The organism is Streptomyces sp. NPDC002057 (assembly GCF_040296665.1).
Classification (GTDB): domain Bacteria; phylum Actinomycetota; class Actinomycetes; order Streptomycetales; family Streptomycetaceae; genus Streptomyces.
On the sequence record NZ_JBEOXR010000011.1, the window covers coordinates 23458 to 45534 of the forward strand.

Sequence of the window (22077 nt, forward strand, 5' to 3'; positions counted from 1 at the left end):
TTCACCGGTCGCCGTCGGACACCGGGCGGCTACTGCGGGGTGAGCTTCTCCGCGAGCCCCGGGCTGCGGTCGAGCCAGGTGCGGACGGCCTGCTGCTCCTTGCCCTTGCCGGTCTCCTGGATGACGGCTTCGAGGTCCGTGAGCTGCTTCTCGGTGAGCTCGAAGTTCTTCAGCCAGGTGCCGACCTCGGGGTTCTCGGCGGAGAAACCCTTTCGGGCGAGGGTGTGGACGCCGTCGCCCTTGCCCCAGGAGCCCTTCGGGTCGTCGAGCTTCTTGAGGTCGTGGGCGGAGTAGGCCCAGTGCGGCGACCAGAGCGTGACGACGACCGGTTCCTTGCGCTCGTACGCGCGCTTCAGCTCGGCGAGCATGCCGGGCGTGGAGCCGTCGACGACCTTGTACTCGCCTTCGAGGCCGTACTCCTTCAGGACCTTGTCCTTGAGGATGCCCATCATTCCGGCGCTGGGCTCGATGCCGACGATCCGGCCCTTGAACTGACCCGACTTGCCCTTGAGGTCGGCGAGGGAGTCGACGCCCTTCACGTACGAGGGGACGGAGAGCTCCAGGGAGGTGGGGCCGTACCAGGAGCCGAGGTCCTCCAGCTTGTTCTTGTACTTCTCCCAGTACTGGGCGTGGGTGACGGGGAGCCAGGAGTCGGTCTGGAAGTCGAGCTGGCCGCCGGCGAGGCCCGTGTAGAGGGCGCCTGCCTCCAGCTGCTTGGTGTCGACCTCGTAACCCCGGCGTTCGAGCAGTTCCTTCCACAGGTACGTGGAGGCGATGCCCTCGTCCCAGGGGATGTAGCCGATGCTGACCTTCTTGCCGTTGCCGGCGGTCGCGGTGCCGGTCCCGCCGGTGCCGAGGAAGCCGGTTCCGCCGGCGACCAGGGCGAGGACCACGACACCGACGAGCGCGGTGACGGGCTGCGGGCGGTGGGCCCAGATCTTCGCCCCGGGCCGCTTCGCGCTCAGCGCGGCGCGGGCCTTGGCCGCGGCACGGCGGCCCAGCGGGGAGACCTGCTGGCCGAGGGCGCCGGTCATCCGGTCCAGGTACATGGCGAGGACGACGATCGAGACGCCGGCCTCGAAGCCGAGACCGATGTCGACGTTGCCGATGGCGCGGTAGACCGCGCCACCGAGCCCGCCGCCGCCGACCATGCCGGCGATGACGACCATGGAGAGGCCGAGCATGATGACCTGGTTGACGCCGGCCATGATCGTCGGGAGGGCGAGCGGGAGCTGGACGCGCAGGAGCGTGTTGCGCGGGGTGGTGCCGAAGGCCTCGGCGGCCTCGACGAGTTCGCCGTCGACCTGACGGATGCCCAGCTCGGTCATGCGCACGCCGGGGGGCAGCGCGAAGACGATGGTGGCGATGATGCCGGGGACCACACCGACGCCGAAGAAGATGATGCCGGGGATCAGGTAGACCATGGCGGGCATGGTCTGCATGAAGTCGAGGACCGGCCGCAGGACGGCGCTGACGGTCTTCGAGCGGGCCGCCCAGATGCCGAGCGGTACCGCGATCACCAGCGTCACCAGGGTGGCGACGAGGACGAGGGAGAGCGTCGCCATCGCCTCGTCCCACAGCTGGACCGAGTCGACGAGCGCGAATCCGGCGAAGGCGAGGACACCGGTGGCGAGTCCGCGCAGCCACCAGGCGATGACGGCGAGGATGCCGGCGAAGAGCAGCGGATGCGGCGCGGACAGGACCGCGTCGATGCCGTCGTAGAGACCGGTGACGCCGGTGCTGACGGCGTCGAAGAGCCAGGAGAACTGGGCCTGGAGCCAGTCGACGGAGCTGTCGACCCACTCGCCGAGGGGAAGCCTAGGCACGGGCGGTCACCTCCTGGAGGTCCTTGGCGACCGAGCCCCGCGGGCCGGCCGGCACCTCCGGGGTGTCCGGGGCGGCAGGGGTCTTCCGGGCGTCCGGGGCGTTCGGGGCGTCCGGTTTCCCCGGTACGGCCGTGGCACCGAGCCCGCCCATCACGCCGAGCAGGCGCTCCGTGGCGACGACTCCGAGGGGGGTGCCCTCGGCGTCCTCGACGGTCACGGGGTGCGGGGTACGGGCGGCGACGGCGCACAGATCGGCGACGAGCGTGTCCGGCCCGACGGCCTCGCACGGGCAGTCGGCGGGGCAGTCGGCCGGGGTCGCTCCGGCCGTCATGACGGCGGAGGCGGTCAGCACCCGGGAGCGGTCGACGTCCTGGATGAAGGAGGCGACGTAGTCGTCGGCGGGGCGGACCAGGATGTCCTCGGCGGTGCCGAGCTGCACGATCCGGCCGTCACGCATCACGGCGATGCGGTCGCCGAGGCGCATGGCCTCGTTCAGGTCGTGGGTGATGAAGACGATGGTCTTCTTCAGCCGCTGCTGGAGCACGAGGAGCTGGTCCTGCATGTCGCGGCGGATGAGCGGGTCGAGCGCGCTGAAGGACTCGTCCATGAGGAGCAGGTCGGCATCGGTGGCGAGCGCGCGGGCCAGGCCGACGCGCTGCTGCATACCGCCGGAGAGCTCGTCGGGCCAGGACTTCTCCCAGCCGGCGAGGCCGCACAGTTCGAGGGCCTCGGTGGCCCGGGTCTCGCGCTCGGCGCGCGGGACTCCCTGGACCTCCAGGCCGTAGGCGGCGTTCTCCAGAACGTTCCGGTGCGGGAACAGCGCGAAGTGCTGGAAGACCATGCTGATCTTGGTCGACCGGACGGCGCGCAGCTCGCGGGGGGAGAGCGCGGTCAGGTCACGGCCGTCGTAGAGGACCCGGCCCGCGGTGGGTTCGAGCAGGCCGTTGAGCATGCGCAGCAGGGTGGACTTGCCGGACCCGGAGAGCCCCATCACGACGAAGATCTGACCGGGTTCGACGACGAAACCGGCGTCCACGACGGCTGCTGTCGTCCCCTCGGCGCGCAGCTCCTCGCGGTCGGCACCGGCGGCGAGCCTGCGGACGGCTTCGTCGGGTCGTCTGCCGAACACCTTGAACAGGTGATCTGCCTGCAGCCTGGACACATAAACCTCACGGGTAGCAACGAGAACAGCCCCACCACCCCCGCGCGGCCGGGCCGTGGAGCGGGCGGGATCGGCCCGCGGACCCGTCGTGCACGGGGATCCATTCGTTGAATCCCGTACCGGGCTCCGCTCCGGGCTCGCGCCTGCCCCTCTTCACAGGGTGCAAACGCAAAGGTGACGGGGGTCACGTGGGGGTGTGGGGTGGGGTGTGAGCGGGGTGCGCGAGGGGGGCGGGGGCGGGAGGTGGGGTGGGGATGTGCGGGGGGCCTGCGCAGGTCGGCCCCGTGAGCCCGGCGCCAACGCCCGGGAGGCGGAGCGAGCCCTAAAGTACGAGGGGTGACGCGACGCCTGATGCTCCTCGACACCGCCAGCCTCTACTTCCGCGCCTACTTCGGCGTGCCGGACTCGGTCCGCGCCCCCGACGGCTCGCCGGTCAACGCCGTGCGCGGGCTGCTCGACTTCATCACCCGGCTCGTCCAGGACCACCAGCCGGACGACCTGGTGGCCTGCTGGGACGACGACTGGCGGCCGCAGTGGCGGGTGGATCTGATCCCCTCGTACAAGGCGCACCGGGTCGCCGCGGAGACGGAGACCGGCCCGGACGAGGAGGAGATCCCCGACACCCTCTCCCCGCAGGTGCCGGTGATCGAGGAGGTCCTGGCGGCGCTCGGCATCGCCAGGATCGGAGCGGCCGGCTACGAGGCGGACGACGTGATCGGGACGCTCACGGGGCGCGCGGCGGGAGCCGTGGACATCGTCACGGGCGACCGGGACCTGTTCCAGTTGGTGGACGACGCACGGGGCGTACGGGTGCTGTACCCGCGCAAGGGCGTCGGCGACTGCGACCTGGTGGACGACGAACTGATCCGCACGAAGTACGGGGTGCGCCCCGACCAGTACGCGGACTTCGCGGCCCTGCGCGGGGACGCCAGCGACGGCCTGCCCGGGGTGAAGGGCATCGGCGAGAAGACGGCGGCGCAGCTGATCACCGAGTACGGGGACCTGGCCGGCGTGCGGGCCGCGGCCGAGGACCGGACGTCGAAGCTGACGCCGGCGAAGCGGCGCGGGATCGTGGAGGCGGCCGCGTACCTGGACGTCGCGCCGACGGTGGTGCGGGTGGCCGGGGACGTACCCCTGCCGGAGTTCGACGCGACCCTGCCGACGGCCCCCCGGGACCCGGCGGCACTGGACGCGCTGGTGAAGCGCTGGGGTCTCGGCGGCGCGGTGGGCCGTCTGCTGCCGGTCCTGGAGCGCTGACGAGAAGAATTCACTGGGGCGACCACACCCCGGGGTGCTAGCTTAGGCATACCTAAGTACGTCGAAATCAGGAGAGGCCCCTCGTGGCAGAGCAGCCCCGCAAGGCACCGAAGGCCACCGAAGCGCACGTGGTGCGCACCGAGCGGATCACCCCGCACATGGTGCGGGTCGTCCTGGGCGGTCCCGGGCTCGACTCCTTCGAGGTCGGCGAGTACACCGACCACTACGTGAAACTGCTCTTCGCCCCCGAGGGGGTCGCGTACCCGGAGCCGTTCGACATGGACCGGATCCGGGAGGAGTTCCCCCGCGAGCAGTGGCCGACGACCCGGACGTACACCGTTCGGGCCTGGGACCCGGTCCACCGCGAGCTGACCATCGACTTCGTGGTCCACGGCGACGAGGGCCTCGCGGGCCCGTGGGCGGCGCGCGCCACGGAGGGCGAGACGATGCGCTTCCTCGGCCCCGGCGGCGGCTACGCCCCGGCCCCGGAGGCGGACTGGCACCTGCTCGCGGGTGACGAGAGCGCGCTCCCGGCCATCGCGGTGGCTCTGGAGCGGCTGCCCGCCGGGGCGCGCGTGCACGCCTTCGTGGAGATCTCCGACGCCGCCGAGGAGCAGAAGTTCGCGACGGAGGACGGCATCGAGGTCACGTGGCTGCACCGGGGCGACCGGGCGCCGGGCGAGGCCCTCGCCGAGGCCGTCAAGGCGCTGGAGTTCCCTGCGGGCGACGTGCACGCCTTCGTCCACGGCGAGGCGGGCTTCGTGAAGGAGCTCCGCCGGCATCTGCGCCTCGACCGCGAGGTCTCGCGCGAGCGCCTGTCGATCTCGGGCTACTGGCGCCTGGGGAAGTCGGACGAGGCGTGGCGCGCGATCAAGCGCGAGTGGAACGACCAGGTGGAACGCGAGCAGGAGAGCTGAGCCTCGCGGCGGGCCGGGCGGAGAACGCTCCCCCGGACCCGACGCGACAGCGGAGGAACCGAGGCCTGGGGCCCGGGGGGTCGACCCCCCGGGCCCCAGGCCTTTCCGCAGGGGTGCGACCTCCGCCCACGCGGAGAGGTCCCGCCCGACCGAGCCGTCCGGGCCGACCGAGTCGTCCCGGCCGAGCCTTCCGGACCGAGCAGTCCTGAGCGAGCCGTCCTGAGCGAGCCGTCCGGACCGAGCCGCCCTGACTGAGCCGGGCCTGACCGAGCCGGGCCTGACCGAGCCGGGCCTGACTGAGCCTTCCGGACCGAGCCGTCCGAGCCAAACCGTCCGACCCGAGCCGCCCGACCCGAGCCGTCCGGGCTAGGTCGTCTGCCCGAAGGTGCGGTCCGAGGCGTCCGTCTGGGCCATGCGCCGCAGGGCCGAGAAGATCGCGTCGCCGACGACCGTGCCGACGACGACGCTCTCGACGAGTTCCTCACGCGCCACGTTGCGCGACACGTACTCCAGGTCCGCCCGCGCCACCCCCTCCGCCGCGTCCGCGTAGACGTCCAGGACCTCGGCGAACCCCCCATGGCCGACCTCTTCGAGGGTCGCGAGCGCCACCGCCAGCGCCTCCGAGGCCGGGCCGGTGGGCTGGGTGCGCCAGCCGCGCGCCTCGATCAGCGCGGCGACCCGCTCCCGCGCCTCCTCGACTCCGGTGCCCGGCTCCTCGTAGCGGGGCACCAGTCGGCCGGCCACCGTGCCCAGCACCTTGTGCACCTGCCGCCCGGGGTCGTCGATCTCCCTGATCACCTCGCGAATGCTGGCGACCGACAGGCCGCCCACATCGAGGAGTGCCCGGATCAGGCGGAGGCGCTGAACGTGCGTCTCCCCGTACGAAGCCTGGTTCGGGCTCGTCAGTTCACCGGCCGGCAACAGCCCTTCTCGTACGTAGTACTTGATCGTCGGCACGGAAACCCCGGCCCTGCGACTCAACTCTCCAATGCGCACCGCGTGTTCACCTTCCTGGCCTTGCTTCGGCCTTGCCGACCGACACCCCCATCATAGATAGTGGCGCTATCAGATAGTGGCTAGTGCCGCTATCCATACATCCCACGGGGGGATAGGTATGTCTTCACTGCCCTCGCTCACCCGGCTCCACCGACCACTGGTCTGGTTCGCCGCCTCCATGGGCGCCCTCGCCCTGATCTCCGCGGTCGGCATCCTCGTCGACGACCGCATCCTGGTCGGCGTACCGATCTGGACCAAGCCGTTCAAGTTCTCCGTCTCGTTCGTCGCGTACGCGCTCTCGCTCGCCTGGATGCTCTCGCTGCTGCCCCGAGGACGCCGGGTCGGCTGGTGGGCCGGAACGGTGGTCGTCGTCGCCAGCGCCGCCGAGATGGTGCTCATCACCCTCCAGGTGATCCGCGGCAAACAGAGCCACTTCAACCACGCGACCCCCTTCGACGACGCCGTCTTCCAGATCATGGGCGCCACGGTCGTCATCCTGTGGCTGGGCGCCCTGGTCATCGCGGCCCTCCTGCTGCGCGCCCGGATCCTCGACCGGGCCATGGCCTGGGCCGTCCGGCTCTCCTCGCTGATCGCCCTGGCGGGCGCCGCCGTGGGCTTCCTGATGGTGCGTCCGACCCCGGAACAGCTGGCGGACGACAACGCGCCCATCTCCGGCGCCCACGCCGTCGGCGTCCCGGACGGCGGCCCGTCGATGCCGCTGACCGGCTGGGCGAGCAACGGCGGCGACCTGCGCATCGCCCACTTCTTCGGCATGCACGCGCTCCAGCTGCTCCCGCTGCTGCTGATCGTCCTGGCCGCACTCGCACCGCGCTTCGCCCGCCTCGCGGACGAGCGGGTACGGCTCCGGCTCACGCTCACGGCCGCGGCGGCGTACGCGGCGACCTTCGTCCTGCTGACCTGGCAGGCGCTGCGCGGCCAGGCACTGCTGGCACCGGACGGAGTGACGCTGGCGGGCGCGGGGGCGATCGCGCTGCTCGGCGCCGCGGCCACCGCACTCTCCCTCCGGGGGGCCCGGGGGGCCTCCCCCTCCCCCTCCCCCACCCCCGCCTCCCCCTCGGCCCCCACCCCCGCCCCTCACCCCTCCCAGGAGTTCACGCCATGACGGGCTTTCTCTTCGAGCTGACGTTCTTCCTGGCAGCGCCCGTCTGGCTGCTGATGATCTGCGCGCCGGCCTGGCGGATCACCGAGCGCGTCGCTGCCTCGCCCCTGACCGTCCTCCCGCTCCTGACCGTCTGGGCGGTCCTGGCCGCCCCCGTCGCACCAGAGCTGTGGACGGCGGTCAGCAACCCCGACATCGACACCTTCCGCGACCTGGTGGCACTGGGCAACGGGGCCGGGGCGATCTGGGCGCAGATCATCGCCTGGGACCTGCTGCTCGGCCAGTGGATGTACCGCGAGGCCCGCCGCCTCTCCGTGCCACCCCTCCTGATGGCCCCGCTGCTCCTTCTGACGATCCTCCTCTCCCCCATCGGGCTCCCGCTGTTCCTGGTGGTCCGCGCGGTGTGGACGTCCAGGGCGCCGACACGACCCCAGGAGCCCGCTCTACGCTGACCGGATGCGAGACACCGATCGCTCCGGCCGAAACGTTCGACATGATCGATCCGTCGGCGCCGTCCTCGGCTCAGCCGCGGGCGACGCCCTCGGCGCTCCCTTCGAGTTCGGGCTCCCGGGTGTCTTCCGGGAGCGTTTCCCCGACGGTGTCGGGGAGTTGTGCGGGGGCGGCGGCTGGGATCCGGGTGAGGCCACCGACGACACGCAGATGGCCGTCCTCGTCGGGGAGTCGCTCCTCGAACGAGGTGGGCTCGATCTGCCGGACGTCTTCGACCGGTTCCGCCGCTGGGCGGCGGCCGACCCCAAGGACATCGGCCTCCAGACCGAACAGGTCCTGCTCGGCCAAGACCCCTGGGACCTCGCCGCCTCCATGCACTTCCAGATCAACGCACGGGCCGCCGGCAACGGTTCGCTGATGCGCGCCTCGACCTCCGCCGTGCACTTCGCGGCACGGGGCCGGACCGCGACGATGGACGCCGCCCGCCGCATCAGCGCACTGACCCACGGGGACGGTGCGGCCTGGGAGGGTACGGCGATCCTGCACGAGCTGGTCCGCGTCGCCCTCCTCGGCGAGGACCCCGTCACCGCCGTCCCCGCGACCCTCGCGGAGGTTGACCCTGCGCACCGGGAGCGATGGGCGGCGGCCCTGGCACCCGACTGGCACCCGGACGACGCCACCGAGTTCAACGGCGCGGTCTGGCCCTGCCTCGGCTCGGCGGTGTGGGCGCTGCGTACCACCGGCTCCTTCGAGGAGGCCCTGGTCGCGGCCGTCGACCTGGGCGGGGACACCGACACGGTGGCGGCCGTGACCGGCATGCTCGCGGGCGCCGTGTACGGAGCCGCCGCGATCCCCGGCCGCCGGACGGCCACCCTGCATGTCCCGCTACCGGGATGCGGCGAACGGGTCCTGCACGCGGACGACCTCCGGCGGCTGGCGATCGCCCTGACCAACGGCCCCGCCTGAGCCTCGCCCTCCCCCATCGCTCCCCTGTCCTCCTCTCCCTTCTCCTCCCCGCTCCGCGTCAGCCCCGCGCGTGGACCGTCGCCAGGACGTCGCGGTCCGGCTGCAGGGTGAGGCTCGGGACCGGGAGGATCTCGTCGGCGGTGAGGTCCAGGTGGTAGCGGCGGGCCAGAACGGCGAGGACCAGGACGGCCTCCACGAGGGCGAACCGGGTGCCGAGGCAGACGCGGGGTCCTCCGCCGAAGGGGAACCACGCGTACTCGGGTATCTCCTCCGCGGGTTCGCCCTCCTGGCCGATCCAGCGCTCCGGCCGGAAGGCGTCGGCGTCGCCGTACCAGCGGGGGTCGCGGTGGGTGGCCCACTGGCTCGACCAGACGCGGGTGCCGACGGGCACGGGCATACCGCCGAGCGTGGCGCCTTCCTTGGCGAGGCCGGTGAGGAGCCAGATCGTCGGGTAGAGGCGGAGGGTCTCCTTGATGACGGCCTGCGTGTAGGTGAGGGAGGCGTAGTCGTCGTAGCCGGGTTCGTGGTCGGCGAGGACCCGGTCGAGTTCCTCGGTCAGGGCGTCCCGCACCCGGGGGTTGCGGGAGAGGAGGTACCAGGCCCAGACGAGAGTCGAACTCGTGGTCTCGTGGCCGCCGATGTAGAGGGTGACGGTCTCGTCGCGGATCTCCTGGTCGGAGAGGGGGGCGCCGGTCTCGTCCCGGGCGGCGAGCAGCCGGCTGAGGAGGTCGGGTCGGTCGGTCTCTCCGTCGCGGTGGCGGGAGACGACACGGGACACCTCCGCGTCGATGACGGCGGTGGCCCGTTTGATGCGGGCGCGGCCGGGGGTGGGGACCCAGTCGGGCAGTATCGCTCCGATGCCGCTGAACTCGGCGCCGATCTCCTTCTGCGCGACGTCCATCGCCTGCCCGATGGCGTCGGCGTCGGCGGCGGTGTCGACGCCGAAGATGGTGCGGACGGCGACGAGTTGGGTGAGGGCGGCCATCTCCTTCTTGATGTCGATGTGCTGTCCGTCGGTCCACCGGTCGGCGAGGTCGACGGCGCACTCCGTCATGGTCGCCGCGTAGGAGCGGACCTGCTTGGGGCGGACGGAGGGTTGCACCAGGGAGCGCTTGCGTCGCCAGTCCGCTCCCTTGGAGACGATAACGCCGTTGCCGAGGAGGGTACGGAAGGCGATGCCGAGGTCCGGCTGGTCGAAGCTGTGCTCGACCTCGGTGAGGAGTTCGCCGACGGTGTCGGGATGGGCGATGAAGAGGGACGGTTTGCGGCCGAAGCGCCAGCGGACGAAGTCGCCGCGGTCCCGCAGCTGTTCGAAGAAGGCGAGCGGGTTCTTGCCGAAGGCGGGCAGGCTGCCGAGAAGCGGCACCCCTCGGGGCCCGTCGACGACAACCGGAGCCGCAGCCCCGACCGGCACCCCTGCCCCTGTCGACGGCCCCTCGTCTGTTCCGGCGTGCGGATGACCGGCTTGCGTGGTCATGGACGTCCCCTCCCCAACTGGCCTTCCCTGCTTGTGAGTCCATGCAAGCGGAAGCCCCCTGCCCGCGCCACCCCTGTGGACAACGACCTGTGGACAACCGTCTGGACTCCAGCTCGGAAGACGGCATGGGCGACGGCTTGGACGACGATCCGAGCACCGGCCCGGACGCGCCCCGGCCGACGCCCCAGACGTCCCGGACGACGCCCCGGACGTCCCGGGAAAACAGAAGCGCCCGTGGCGTGATCGCCACGGGCACCTGCCGTGAAAAGAGGGAGGACGAGGACCGTAGTCAGCCCCGTCAGCCCACCGAGCTGTACGCCACGACGCCCCTCAGCAGCGCGTCCACGGCCTTGCGGGCGTTCTTGCCGACGGTGCTGTTCTCCTTGGGCGCCGCCGCCGCGATCTGTCCGAGGACGTCGATGACCTGCTTGCACCAGCGGACGAAGTCACCGGCGGGCATCTCGGCCTCGCGCAGCACCTCGTCGAGGCTCTTGTCGGAGGCCCACTGGTAGGCGGCCCAGGCGAATCCGAGGTCGGGTTCGCGCTGGCCGACCCCCTCCGCCTGGTTGATCTTGAACTCCTCTTCGAGGGCGTCCAGGCGGCCCCAGATCCTGACCATCTCGCCGAGCGCGGCCTTGGCGTTGCCCGCGGGCAGCTTGGGCGCGACGGCGTCGTCGGACTGACGCGCCTCGAACACCAAGGCGGAGACGCAGGCGGCGAGTTCGGCCGGGGTGAGGCCTTCCCAGACGCGGTCGCGGAGGCATTCGCTGGCCAGCAGGTCGAGTTCGCCGTAGAGCCGGGCGAGCCGCTTGCCGTTCTCGGTGACGTCGCTGCCGCGCAGGTAGTCGAGCTCGGTGAGGAGCGCGACGATGCGGTCGAAGGTCCGGGCGATGGTGTTGGTGCGGCCCTCGATGCGCCGCTCCAGCTGCTGGGTGTCGCGCTGCAGACGGTGGTAGCGCTCGGCCCAGCGTGCGTGGTCCTCGCGCTCGTCGCAGCCGTGGCAGGGATGGGCGCGGATCTCGGTGCGCAGCCGGGCGATCTCGCGGTCGTCGGCGGCGGCGGAGCGCTGCTTGTGGTGGCGCTCGGGGTTGATGTGCCCGGCCTTGCTCCGCAGGGCGGAGGCGAGGTCGCGGCGGGACTGGGGGGAGCGCGGGTTGAAGGACTTGGGGATCCTCATCCGCTCCAGGGCCTCGACCGGGACGGGGAAGTCGATGGAGGCGAGTCTCTTGACCTGCCGTTCGGCGGTGAGGACGAGGGGGCGGGGCCCGTCGTGGTGCTCGAAGCCGCGGTGGCCGTTGGTGCGGCCCGCCGGGATGCCCGGGTCGAGGACGAGGGCCAGTCCGGCGAACTTGCCGGTGGGGACGTGGATGATGTCGCCGGGCTTGAGCTTCTCCAGGGAGCCGGCCGCCTGGGCGCGGCGCTGGGCGGCGCCCTGTCGGGCCAGTTCGGTCTCGCGGTCCTTGAGGTCGCGGCGGAGCCGCGCGTACTCCTCGAAGTCGCCGAGGTGGCAGGTCATGCCCTCGCGGTAGCCGTCGAGTCCCTCTTCGTTCTTCTGCACCTGCCGGGAGATGCCGACGACGGAGCGGTCGGCCTGGAACTGGGCGAAGGAGGTTTCGAGGAGCTCGCGGGAGCGGTGCCGGCCGAACTGGTCGACGAGGTTGACCGCCATGTTGTACGAGGGCTTGAAGCTGGAGCGCAGCGGGTACGTGCGGGTGCCGGCGAGGCCGGCGAGGTGCTCGGGGTCGAGGCCGCGCTGCCAGAGGACGACGGCGTGGCCCTCGACGTCGATGCCGCGGCGTCCGGCACGGCCGGTGAGCTGGGTGTACTCGCCGGGGGTGATGTCGGCGTGCTGCTCGCCGTTCCACTTGACGAGCTTTTCGAGGATGACGGTGCGCGCGGGCATGTTGATGCCGAGGGCGAGCGTCTCGGTGGCGAAGACGGCCTTGACCAGGCCGCGGACGAAGAGGTCCTCGACGACTTCCTTGAAGGTCGGGAGCATGCCGGCGTGGTGGGCGGCGATGCCCCGCTCCAGGGCTTCGAGCCACTCGTAGTAGCCGAGGACGTGGAGGTCCTCGGTGGGGATGGCGGCGGTGCGGGCCTCGACGATCTCGCGGACGCGCAGGCGTCCCTCGTCGTCGTTGAGGCGGAGTCCGGCGTAGAGGCACTGCTGGACGGCGGCCTCGCAGGCGGCGCGGCTGAAGATGAAGGTGATCGCGGGCAGGAGTCCCTCGGCGTCGAGGCGCTCGATGACCTCGGGGCGGCCGGGGGTCCAGATGCGGGAGCGCTGGCGGCGCTCGCGCTCGCGGTCGGCCTCGCGGATCATCTTGCCGCGTCGCCGGTCGCGCGGGTTGTACGTGCGCGTGTTCTCGGTGCGGGCGAGGCGGAGGAGGTCGGGGTTGACCTCGCGGCGGGAGGCGCCGCGGCCGCCGTGGTCGGTCTCCTCCTCGAAGAGGTCGTACATCCGGCGCCCGGCGAGGACGTGCTGCCAGAGCGGGACGGGGCGGCTCTCGGAGACGATGACCTCGGTGTCGCCGCGGACGGTGTCGAGCCAGTCGCCGAACTCCTCGGCGTTGGACACGGTCGCGGAGAGTGAGACGAGGGTGACCGATTCGGGGAGGTGGATGATCACTTCCTCCCAGACGGCGCCGCGGAAGCGGTCCGAGAGGTAGTGGACCTCGTCCATGACGACGTAGCCGAGGCCGGAGAGGGCCTGGGAGCCCGCGTACAGCATGTTGCGGAGGACTTCGGTGGTCATGACCACGATCGGCGCGTCGCCGTTGACGCTGTTGTCACCGGTGAGCAGGCCGACCTTGTCGGCGCCGTACCGCTTGACGAGGTCGGCGTACTTCTGGTTCGACAGCGCCTTGATGGGTGTCGTGTAGAAGCACTTGCGCCCCTGGGTGAGGGCGAGGTGGACGGCGAACTCGCCGACGATGGTCTTGCCGGAGCCCGTGGGTGCGGCGACGAGCACGCCCTTGCCCGCTTCGAGGGCCTTGCAGGCCTCGATCTGGAAGGGGTCCAGACCGAACTCGTACATCTCGCGGAAGGGGGCCAGGGCGGTGGCCTGCTCGGCGTTGCGAGCGAGGGCGGCCGCGTACGCCTGGGCTGGTGTGAGGTCCTCTGTCATCTTGTTGTCGAGCCTACCCGCGACGTGTGACAGTGACGCGATCTTTATCGAGGGGATGTGGAGGAGCCCCCTCCGGGGGTCTGATCGGAGCTCCGGGAGGCACTCCGTCACGGCTCCGCCCCGAACCCGGTCGGGTCCCGGGTCGCACGCGGAAGGGGCCCCCGGGCACGGCGAGGGCCTCCTGGAAGCAGAACCGGTCCCCCGGACGGCGTCCGGGGGACCGGCGAGGTGTCGTGCGGGGACCGGCGAGGTCAGGTGATGTCGTCGTAGCCGTTCACGCGGTGCGCGGGGGTTCCGCCGGGCTCGCCGGTGGCCTGCTCGGGCAGGGCGCGGGGGGCGCCGACCGGTTCGACGGCGCCGACGGCGCCGGGGACGAGGTCGAGCGAGGAGGCCTCGTCGTCGTCGAGCTCGGCGTCCGGGTTGTTGCGCTTGCGTCGCCGGTCGTTGAGGAGGGAGAAGCCGACGGCCCCGAAGTACAGGACGGTGATGGGCCCGGCGAGGGCGATCATGCCGACGGGGTCGGTGGTGGGGGTGATGACGGCGCCGAAGACGAAGACGCCCATGATCACGCCGCGCCACCAGCCGGCCATGCGGCGGCCGGTGAGGACACCGGTCAGGTTGAGCATCACCAGGACGAGCGGCAGCTCGAAGGCGAGGCCGAAGACGAGCACCATGCGCAGGGTGAAGTCGAGGACGTCGCCGAGCGAGAGGATGTTCGCGGAGCCGCTGGGCGTGAGGCTGATGAGGACCTTCACGCTGATGGGGAGAATGAGGTACGCGAGGTAGGCGCCGGCGGAGAAGAGCGGCACGGCCGCGCCGACGAAGGCGTACGTGTATTTCTTCTCGCTCTTGTGCAGCCCGGGCGCGACGAAGGCCCACAGCTGGTAGAGCCAGACGGGGCTGGCGACGACGAGGCCGGCGGTCAGCGACAGCTGGATCGTCGTGCTGAACGGGGCCATCAGCGTGTTGAAGGAGACGATCGCGCAGTTGCCGCCGTCACTGGTGACGCCCGGTGCGCAGGTGGGCACCGATTTCGTCAGGAACTGCATCAGCTCCTCGCTGTACACGAGGGCCACGATCGTCACCGCGGCGACGGCGAGGAGACCCTTCGCCAGTCGGTTGCGGAGTTCACGCAGGTGCTCCACGAGGGGCATCCGGCCCTCGGGATCCTTCTCCTGCTTGCGGGCAGACTTGGGCAACCCACGTCCTCATCTCGTGCGGCAGGCCGCCGCCCGGTGCGGCGGCCGCGGCGGACCGGGTCAGCGCTTGGTGGTGTCCGACGGCTCGGTCACGGGACGTGCGCTGGTCACGTCGCCGGGAGCGGCCTGGATGGTGCGCGGGGCGGGCTGGTCCTGGGCGGTGGTGGGCGTGCCGGTTCCGGCGTGCGGCGGGTCGGCGGGCGCGCTCTGCTGGTCGTCCGACTTCATCGCCTTGGCCTCGCTCTTGAGGATGCGGGCCGACTTGCCGAGCGAGCGTGCCATGTCCGGGAGCTTCTTGGCGCCGAACAGCAGGATGATGACGACGAGGATGAGAATGATCTCGGTGGGGCCGAGCCTACCCATAGCTGTATACCTTCTTCACCGAGGCGACATGGAGTGCGTGCCCGGCGGGTCGGACAGGTGTCCGGCCACCGCGCTGTCTGCGATCGTAACCCGCAGGAGTAAACGCAGGGCAATGCCCGTGCATACTCCCGATTGCGTCCCGCGCGCCCGGTTCAGGGCCGCTTCACGCAGGGTACGGCACGGGATCAGCGCAGGGACTCGCCGGTTCGGGCCAGTCCCACGGCGGCGGATTCGAGGTCTTCGGCGGCCTGGTTGATCCGCTGTGTGGTGTGGGCCACTTGACGTCCGAGGCGCTGGACCTCGATGAAGACCTTGACGGCGAGGACGCCGAGGACGGCGATGCCGAGGAAGCCGAGGGCGATGGCGAGCATGGGCCAGAACATGTGCCGAGCCTAGACGTTGGCCGGGGTCAGGGCGCTCAGACGGTGGTGTGGAGGCGCAGGGTGCGGACGCCGCCGCCGGTGAGGAGTTCGACGATGCGCTCTCCGGCGGGCTTGCGGACGGAGCTGCCGCACTCGGGGCAGGTGAAGGAGTAGAAGGTGGTGCGGCGGCTCGCCCCGATGGCGAGGCGCAGGGCGCTCGCGGAGAGTTCGAAGCGGGAGCGGCAGTCGGGGCAGGCGGCCTTGAAGAGGACCGGGGCGATCGTCGCCGTCAAACCGTGCATCACGGACATTTCCCTCATCTCTCCAGTCTCCCGCGCCTTCGCGCCACCTGCGCCCACTCCCACGACCGGCCGCACCGTGCGCCTCCGGTCTCCCGGCCGCACCACGCGCCCCGGTCCGCCGGGGTCGCACCACGTGCTTCCAGTCCCCCGGCCGCACCACGTGCCTCCGGTGCACCACTGGTTCTACGTCACCACAGCGTCCCCGTGTCGGGGAACGTCACCCGCCGTCGTACGCGGCGAGTGCGGCGGCCGCCGCGGTCCTGGCGTTGTCGGCGAGCTCCTGCGGAGCGACGATCCGGCCGTCGCTGCCCAGTCGCAGCCCGAGACGGCGCAGCGAGGCGGGGTCGGGCGTGCGCAGGGTGATCCGCAGTCCGCCGTCGGGCAGCTCCTCGGCCCGGTCGTGCGGGTAGTACTCGGCGACCCAGCGGCCGCCGGGGCCGACCTCGACCACCACCTCGGGGTCGTCGGCGGAGGGCTGGACGAGTCCCTCGGAGAGGTCGCGCAGCTCCAGCTCGGGCGGGGCCGCGTGCTCGTCGAGGATGCGGATCTCGACCACGCGGTCGAGGCGGAAGGTGCGGCGCGCCTCGGAGAGCCGGCACCACGCCTCCATGTAGGTGTGGCCGACGGCGAAGAGCCGGATCGGGTCGACCTCGCGCTCGGTGAGCTCGTCGCGGGCGGGCGAGTAGTAGCGCACCCACAGGCGGCGGCGCTCGGAGATCGCGCGGTCGACCTCGGCGAAGACCCCGCCCTCGGACTCGAAGGTCACCGAGAGCCGGGAGCTGGCCCCGGCGGCCTCGCCGGCCGCGGCCTCCAGCTTGGCGGTGGCGCGGAGCAGCGCCTCCCGGTCGCTCTCCCGGAGTCCCGGCAGGGTGGCGACGGCGCGGGCGGCGACGAGGAGGGCGGTCGCCTCGTCGGCGGCGAGCCGGAGCGGCGCGGCGACGTCGTCCGGGTTGTGCCACCAGATCCGGTCGCCGTCGGTGTCGATGTCGAGGAGGTCTCCGCCGCGGAAGCTGGTGCCGCACATGGGCAGCACGTCGAGGTCGGAGATCAGCTCGTCCTCGGTGATCCCGAAGGCGCGTGCGACGTCGGCGACGTGGGCGCCGGGGCGCTCACGGAGATAGGTGACGAGCGAGAGCATCCGCCTCGTCTGGTCGATCGCGTTGGCAGCCATGCGGTACGTCTCCCCCTCAGCCCTTGGCCACGGCGCGCAGCCGGTCCACCACGTCGGCCCGCAGGTCGGCCGGTTCCAGTACGACGACGTCGGGGCCGAACTCGACGAGCCAGGCGTCGAGGCCGTGCCCGTACGGGATCTCCAGCTCGTCCCAGCCGTCGGTGCCCTCGCGCAGGGACTGGGCGCGGGCCCGCAGCGGGTAGCCGCAGCCGGTGCGGAGCCGGATCCGGGCCGAGCGGGTGGCGGTCTCGCCCGCCCAGCTCTCCACGGTCTCGCGGACGGTGACGACGTCGGGGACGGGCGCGGTGAAGGCGCCGGCCCGGGAGCGGACCTTGCCGGTGATCCGGGAGAGGCGGAAGACGCGCTCGGCGCCGCGGTCGCGGTCCCAGCCGGCCAGGTACCAGTGGCCGCGCCAGCATTCGAGGGTCCAGGGCTCGACCTGGCGGGTCTCGGGGCGGGCGGCGTTGGCCTTGCGGTAGTCGAAGACGACAGGCCGGCGGTCGCGGCAGGCCAGCATGAGCGGCTCGAAGGCGGCCTCGTGGACCGGGATGCGGGGTTCGAGGGCGCTGGGCTGGGTGTCGTACGAGTCCTCCGCCTCCGGCATCCCGGCGGCGCGGAGCTTCTGGAGGGCGCCGCTGGCGGCGCCGGCGAGGCGGGCCTGCTGCCAGACCTTGGCGGCGAGGCCGAGTGCGGCGGCCTCTTCGGCGTCGAGGGTGATGGGCGGCAGGCGGTTGGAGTCGCGGCGGGCGAGGTAGCCGGTCTCGCCCTCCAGGTTCTCCACGGTCTCGATGACGAGGCCGAGCTCGCGCAGGTCGTCCTTGTCGCGCTCGAACATGCGGTTGAAGGCATCGTCGCCGCTCGCTTCGAGGTAGGCCTCGATGGAGCCGCGGAGTTCACGCTTGCTCAGCGGACGGCGTGTCCCGAGCAGGCACAGCGCGAGATTCATCAGCCGCTCGGACTTGGCAATCGCCATCGACGCCCTGCACCCTTCCGCCGGATCCACTTGTCGGACGTCCGACCGTACCGCCCCGGAGTGTTTGGGCCAAAGCCGAGGGCCCCCGCCACGGATGGCGGGGGCCCTCGGAGGACCGTCGGTGGCCGGGACGGGTCCCGGCCGGTCACCGGGTCAGCGCTTGGTGACGCCGACGAGGTCGCAGACGAAGATCAGCGTCTCGCCCGGGGCGATCTTGCCGCCGGCGCCGCGGTCGCCGTAGGCGAGGTGCGCGGGGATGACCAGCTGGCGGCGGCCGCCGACCTTCATGCCCTGGACGCCCTTGTCCCAGCCCTGGATGACCTGGCCGGCGCCGAGGTTGAAGTCGAGCGGGGCGCCGCGGTTCCAGGAGGCGTCGAACTCCTCGCCGGAGTCGAAGGACACACCGACGTAGTGGACCTTCACGAAGTCACCGGCTTCGGCGAGCTCGCCGTCGCCCTCCCAGATGTCCTTGATCTCCAGGTCCTTCGGCGGCTCGCCACCCGGGAAGTCGATCTCGGGCTTCTCGATGCTCACTGAACTGCTCCTCATACTGATGAACTGCGTGATCGGGACAGTCTTACATCTTCGTGAGGATGTCCACGGCGAACACCAGCGTGGAGTTCTTCGGAATCCCCTGCTTCTCCTCGTTGCCGAACGCCTCCGACGGCGGGGCGACGATGAGGACGCGGCTGCCGATCTTCTTGCCGACGAGGCCGTCCTTCAGGCCCTTCAGCGTGAGCTGCGCGAGCGGGAAGTTCGCGGGCTTGCCGGTGGTGTACGTCGAGTCGAAGACCTTGCCGTCCTTCCAGAGGGCGGCGACGTAGTTCACGACGACCGTGTCGGTGGCCTTGACGGCCTCGCCCTTGGACTCGAGCACGTAGTTCGAGACGAGCTTGGTCGGCGGGGCGACCTTGGGGACCGTCAGCGTGGGCGCCTTGCCGTCGGTGTTCGTCCCGACCTTCGGCAGGTCCTTGTTGTCCTGGGCGACCGGGGTGCCGGTGGCGGACTTGGGGATGGTGACGGACTTCAGGATGTCCACGACGAAGACGAGGGTGGCGTTCGGCTTGATGTCGCCCTGGCCCGCGGCGCCGTAGCCGAGCTCCGGCGGGATGCCGATCTCGACGCGGCTGCCGACCTTCTGCCCTTCGAGACCCTGGTCCCAGCCCTTGATGACCTGGCCGGCGCCCAGCGTCAGGTCGAAGGGCTGACCGCGGTCGAAGCTGTTGTCGAAGGGGGTGGTGGAGTCCCAGGCCTGACCCAGGTAGTTCACCTGGAGCGCGTCGCCCTTCTTCGTCACCGGGCCCTTGCCCTCGCTGATGACGTTGACCTTGAGTTCCTTGGGCGGGGCGCCCTCGCCCTTGGCGAGGGTCGGCTTCTCGCCGAACTTGGCCCCCGCGGTGATGGCGGGCAGCCCGTTCGTCATCGAAGCGGAATCGGAGCCCTTGTCGTCGCTGCCGCACGCCGCTGTCGAGAGCAGCAGCAGCGGGACGACGAGAAGGCCGGCAAGTCGGCGCACGTGTTCCTCAGATCTCAGACGGCACAGTAGTTGTGCCGACACTCTAGGCGCTCCTCCTGTCACGTCGAGGGCCCCGCACGCCAAACCGTGCGGGGCCCCACCTGGCCGGTACGACCTGCCTACATTCCGGCGATCAGCTTTTCGACCCGGTCGTCGACGGAGCGGAACGGGTCCTTGCACAACACCGTGCGCTGCGCCTGGTCGTTCAGCTTGAGGTGGACCCAGTCGACGGTGAAGTCCCGTCGCTGCTCCTGGGCGCGGCGGATGAAGTCGCCGCGGAGCCGGGCCCGAGTGGTCTGCGGGGGCACGGACTTGCCCTCGAAGATCTTCATGTCGTTGCAGATCCGGGCCGCCTGGCCGTTCTTCTGCAGCAGGTAGTAGAGGCCACGACGGCGGTGGATGTCGTGGTAGGCGAGGTCTATCTGGGCGACCCGCGGGTTCGACATGGTCATGTTGTGCTTGGCCCGGTAGCGCTCGATGAGCCGGTGCTTCATGACCCAGTCGATCTCGGTCTCGATCCGGTCGAGCCGCTCGCTCTCGATCGCGTCGAGGGTACGGCCCCACAGCTCCAGGACCTGGGCGACGGTCCCGGTGCGGATGCCGCGGCGGTCGACGAAGTCGACGGCCTTGTCGTAGTACTCGCGCTGGACCTCCAGGGCGGAGGCCTCGCGGCCGCTGGCGAGCCGGACCTTGCGCTGGCCGGTGATGTCGTGGCTGACCTCGCGGATGGCCCGGATGGGGTTCTCCAGGGTCAGGTCGCGCATCACCGTGCCGGCCTCGATCATGCGGAGCACCAGGTCGGTGGCGCCGACCTTGAGCAGCATGGTCGTCTCGGACATGTTCGAGTCGCCGACGATGACGTGCAGCCGGCGGTAGCGCTCCGCGTCGGCGTGCGGCTCGTCCCTGGTGTTGATGATGGGGCGGGAGCGGGTGGTCGCGGAGCTGACGCCCTCCCAGATGTGCTCGGCGCGCTGGGAGACGCAGAAGACCGCGCCCCGCGGGGTCTGGAGGACCTTGCCCGCGCCGCAGATGAGCTGCCGGGTGACGAGGAACGGAATGAGGATGTCCGCGAGCCGGGAGAACTCTCCGTGGCGGGCGACGAGATAGTTCTCGTGGCAGCCGTAGGAGTTTCCGGCCGAGTCGGTGTTGTTCTTGAAGAGGTAGACGTCGCCCGCGATTCCCTCCTCGTGCAGGCGGCGTTCGGCGTCGACGAGCAGGCCCTCGAGAATGCGCTCGCCGGCCTTGTCGTGGGTGACCAGTTCGGTCACGTTGTCGCATTCCGGTGTGGCGTATTCCGGATGCGATCCCACGTCCAGGTACAGGCGGGCGCCGTTCCGCAGGAAGACATTGCTGCTGCGGCCCCATGACACGACACGGCGGAAGAGGTAGCGCGCCACTTCGTCAGGAGACAGTCGGCGCTGTCCCCTGAACGTGCACGTGACGCCGTACTCGTTCTCCAGCCCGAAAATGCGGCGGTCCATGTCTGAACATTACGCCTGACGGCCTGTGCTGAAACCGGGTTGGACGTTCCCGTTTCGATCATTTTCCGATCAGTGCGTGTTCTTTTCGCTGTGTACGGCAGTGGGAGAGGCCGCGACGACGGCGTGTCGCGCCTCGGGCGCGGGGGTTTCGGGGGCGGTGGGCGCGCCGAGGACGCGGCCGGTGGCCAGGAGGACGAGGAAGGCGATCAGGCCGCCGACCCCGGCGACGGCGAACCCGGTGACGGTCCCGGCGAGTTCGACGGCGGGTCCGGCGACGGCGGAGCCGAGGGCCGACCCGACGCCGAAGGTGGTGACGAGCCAGGAGAAGGCCTCGGTCACGGTGCCGCGCGGCGCGTGCCGGTCCACCACGATGAAGGCGCAGGCGAGGACGGGCGCCAGGAAGAGGCCGGCCAGGGCCGCGAGGCCGGACATGGCGACGGGGCCGGGCGTGAGCACGAGCGGCAGGTAGCAGACGGCGAGGAGGAGCACGAGGACGCGGAGCCGTCGTTCGGGGGCTCCGGACCACTGCCGGGCGCCGTAGGCGACGCCGCCGACGAGTGCGCCGAGGCCGAGCGCGGCCATCAGCCAGCCGTAGACGGAGGGGGTGCCCCGGTCGTCGGCATAGGCGACGGCGGCGACGGTGATGGAGCCGAGGGCGAGGCCGACGAAGAAGAAGGAGCCGAGGAGGGCGAGGAGGCCCGGGGAGCGCAGGGCGCCCAGCCAGTGGGCTTCCCGGGGCGCGGAGCGCCAGGCGCGGGACGGCTCGGAGAGAACGACGGCGAGGGCGCCGAGGACGCCGAGGAGGTTGATGACGAGGAGCGCGGCGGCGGGTGACCAGAGGGAGACGAGGAGGGTCAGCAGCAGGGGGCCGACGGTGAACATGACCTCCTGGGCGACCGCGTCCATGGCGTACGCCCGGTGGACCCGGTCCTCGCGGCCGAGGACGCTCGGCCACAGGGCGCGGAGTCCGCCCTCCAGGGGCGGGGTGAAGAGTCCGGCGACGACGACGGCCGCGTAGGCGAGGGCGAGGTGGCCGGTGCCGGTGAGGGCGAGCAGGGCCATGCCGAGGGCGGAGAGGACCGCCGCGGGCAGTTGGACCCGGGGCTGGCCCTTGAGGTCGACGGCGCGCCCGAGGAGGGGCTGGCCGAGGGCGGTGGCGACGCCGTAGGCGGCGATGAGGCCGCCGGCCAGGGTGTAGCTGCCGCCCTGGTCGCGGACGAAGAGGGTGATGGCGATGGGGCCGACGCCGTTGGGCAGGCGCCCCACGAGCGTTCCGGCGAGCAGCCGGGCGGCGTGCGGCGCCCGGAGTATGTCGAGATAGCCGCCTCGTGCCGGGGCCTCGGTGGCCATGGTGGTCTCCCCTCGCCCCGGACCCGCCGAGGTTTTACGTATAACGTCTGCCGTCATACGTA

Annotated in this window: 20 protein-coding genes; 5 read left to right on the plus strand and 15 right to left on the minus strand. The window is 71.3% G+C overall.

All coding sequences use genetic code 11. The annotated features are described in order from the left end of the window. Nucleotides 1–29: 29 nt before the first annotated feature. A complete protein-coding gene (locus ABT129_RS11945; protein ID WP_351899828.1) occupies nucleotides 30–1826 on the minus strand; it encodes an ABC transporter permease/substrate binding protein in 1797 nt (598 codons plus the stop codon). Then, nucleotides 1819–2988, minus strand: a complete 1170-nt coding sequence (locus ABT129_RS11950) for a quaternary amine ABC transporter ATP-binding protein (RefSeq protein WP_351899831.1) — start codon at nucleotides 2986–2988, stop codon at nucleotides 1819–1821. The genes ABT129_RS11945 and ABT129_RS11950 overlap by 8 nt, the downstream gene beginning before the upstream one ends. A 351-nt stretch (nucleotides 2989–3339) precedes the next feature. Here ABT129_RS11950 and ABT129_RS11955 point away from each other — a divergent pair, with 351 nt between their 5' ends. Both ABT129_RS11955 and ABT129_RS11960 read left to right on the plus strand, forming a co-directional pair. Beyond that, nucleotides 3340–4245: a 5'-3' exonuclease gene (locus ABT129_RS11955; RefSeq protein WP_351900127.1), complete on the plus strand. Its 906-nt coding sequence runs from the start codon at nucleotides 3340–3342 to the stop codon at nucleotides 4243–4245. Nucleotides 4246–4328: 83 nt separating this feature from the next. Continuing rightward, nucleotides 4329–5162, plus strand: coding sequence for a siderophore-interacting protein (locus ABT129_RS11960; RefSeq protein WP_351899834.1), 834 nt, complete (start codon nucleotides 4329–4331; stop codon nucleotides 5160–5162). 366 nt (nucleotides 5163–5528) lie between these two features. Here the strand turns inward: ABT129_RS11960 and ABT129_RS11965 are convergent, their stop codons facing one another. Next, complete coding sequence (locus ABT129_RS11965; protein ID WP_351899837.1) at nucleotides 5529–6158, minus strand: MerR family transcriptional regulator; 630 nt, start codon at nucleotides 6156–6158, stop codon at nucleotides 5529–5531. A gap of 118 nt (nucleotides 6159–6276) precedes the next feature. Between ABT129_RS11965 and ABT129_RS11970 the strand changes: the two genes are divergently transcribed. The 3 genes from ABT129_RS11970 to ABT129_RS11980 are packed head-to-tail and all read left to right on the plus strand — an operon-like array spanning nucleotide 6277 to nucleotide 8694. Then, nucleotides 6277–7281, plus strand: a complete 1005-nt coding sequence (locus ABT129_RS11970) for a hypothetical protein (RefSeq protein WP_351899839.1) — start codon at nucleotides 6277–6279, stop codon at nucleotides 7279–7281. After that, nucleotides 7278–7730, plus strand: coding sequence for an ABA4-like family protein (locus ABT129_RS11975; protein ID WP_351899840.1), 453 nt, complete (start codon nucleotides 7278–7280; stop codon nucleotides 7728–7730). The genes ABT129_RS11970 and ABT129_RS11975 overlap by 4 nt, the downstream gene beginning before the upstream one ends. Nucleotides 7731–7734: 4 nt before the next feature. Continuing rightward, the gene (locus ABT129_RS11980; RefSeq protein ID WP_351899842.1) at nucleotides 7735–8694 is read left to right on the plus strand and encodes an ADP-ribosylglycohydrolase family protein; all 960 of its coding nucleotides are present in this window, start codon (nucleotides 7735–7737) and stop codon (nucleotides 8692–8694) included. 58 nt (nucleotides 8695–8752) lie between these two features. On the opposite strand, the gene ABT129_RS11985 is transcribed toward ABT129_RS11980, so the two are convergent. From ABT129_RS11985 to ABT129_RS12040, 12 genes are all read right to left on the minus strand, one after another. Beyond that, entirely contained in the window at nucleotides 8753–10171 is a 1419-nt protein-coding gene (locus ABT129_RS11985) for a cytochrome P450 (RefSeq protein WP_351899845.1), read from the minus strand. 298 nt (nucleotides 10172–10469) lie between these two features. Next, nucleotides 10470–13298: a DEAD/DEAH box helicase gene (locus ABT129_RS11990; protein WP_351899846.1), complete on the minus strand. Its 2829-nt coding sequence runs from the start codon at nucleotides 13296–13298 to the stop codon at nucleotides 10470–10472. Nucleotides 13299–13549: 251 nt separating this feature from the next. Further along, nucleotides 13550–14452, minus strand: coding sequence for a twin-arginine translocase subunit TatC (tatC, locus tag ABT129_RS11995; protein ID WP_351900129.1), 903 nt, complete (start codon nucleotides 14450–14452; stop codon nucleotides 13550–13552). Nucleotides 14453–14557: 105 nt separating this feature from the next. Then, the gene (gene tatA, locus ABT129_RS12000; protein WP_351899849.1) at nucleotides 14558–14860 is read right to left on the minus strand and encodes a Sec-independent protein translocase subunit TatA; all 303 of its coding nucleotides are present in this window, start codon (nucleotides 14858–14860) and stop codon (nucleotides 14558–14560) included. Nucleotides 14861–15045: 185 nt separating this feature from the next. Next, nucleotides 15046–15243, minus strand: a complete 198-nt coding sequence (locus ABT129_RS12005) for a hypothetical protein (protein WP_351899851.1) — start codon at nucleotides 15241–15243, stop codon at nucleotides 15046–15048. A gap of 35 nt (nucleotides 15244–15278) precedes the next feature. Next, nucleotides 15279–15542 carry a CpXC domain-containing protein gene (locus ABT129_RS12010; RefSeq protein ID WP_351899853.1) on the minus strand — a complete coding sequence of 88 codons (264 nt, stop codon included), beginning with the start codon at nucleotides 15540–15542 and terminating at the stop codon, nucleotides 15279–15281. 199 nt (nucleotides 15543–15741) lie between these two features. Next, complete coding sequence (locus ABT129_RS12015) at nucleotides 15742–16695, minus strand: helix-turn-helix transcriptional regulator (protein WP_351899856.1); 954 nt, start codon at nucleotides 16693–16695, stop codon at nucleotides 15742–15744. Nucleotides 16696–16711: 16 nt separating this feature from the next. Next, entirely contained in the window at nucleotides 16712–17668 is a 957-nt protein-coding gene (locus ABT129_RS12020) for a helix-turn-helix transcriptional regulator (RefSeq protein WP_351899858.1), read from the minus strand. Between the two features lie 153 nt (nucleotides 17669–17821). Further along, complete coding sequence (locus tag ABT129_RS12025; protein ID WP_351899861.1) at nucleotides 17822–18202, minus strand: FKBP-type peptidyl-prolyl cis-trans isomerase; 381 nt, start codon at nucleotides 18200–18202, stop codon at nucleotides 17822–17824. 43 nt (nucleotides 18203–18245) lie between these two features. Then, a complete protein-coding gene (locus tag ABT129_RS12030) occupies nucleotides 18246–19184 on the minus strand; it encodes an FKBP-type peptidyl-prolyl cis-trans isomerase (protein ID WP_351899863.1) in 939 nt (312 codons plus the stop codon). 119 nt (nucleotides 19185–19303) lie between these two features. After that, nucleotides 19304–20665 (minus strand): Pup--protein ligase, encoded by a 1362-nt coding sequence (gene pafA, locus ABT129_RS12035; RefSeq protein ID WP_351899865.1) that lies wholly within the window; start codon nucleotides 20663–20665, stop codon nucleotides 19304–19306. A 69-nt stretch (nucleotides 20666–20734) separates the two neighbouring features. After that, entirely contained in the window at nucleotides 20735–22015 is a 1281-nt protein-coding gene (locus ABT129_RS12040; RefSeq protein WP_351899868.1) for an MFS transporter, read from the minus strand. Between the last annotated feature and the right edge of the window lie 62 nt (nucleotides 22016–22077).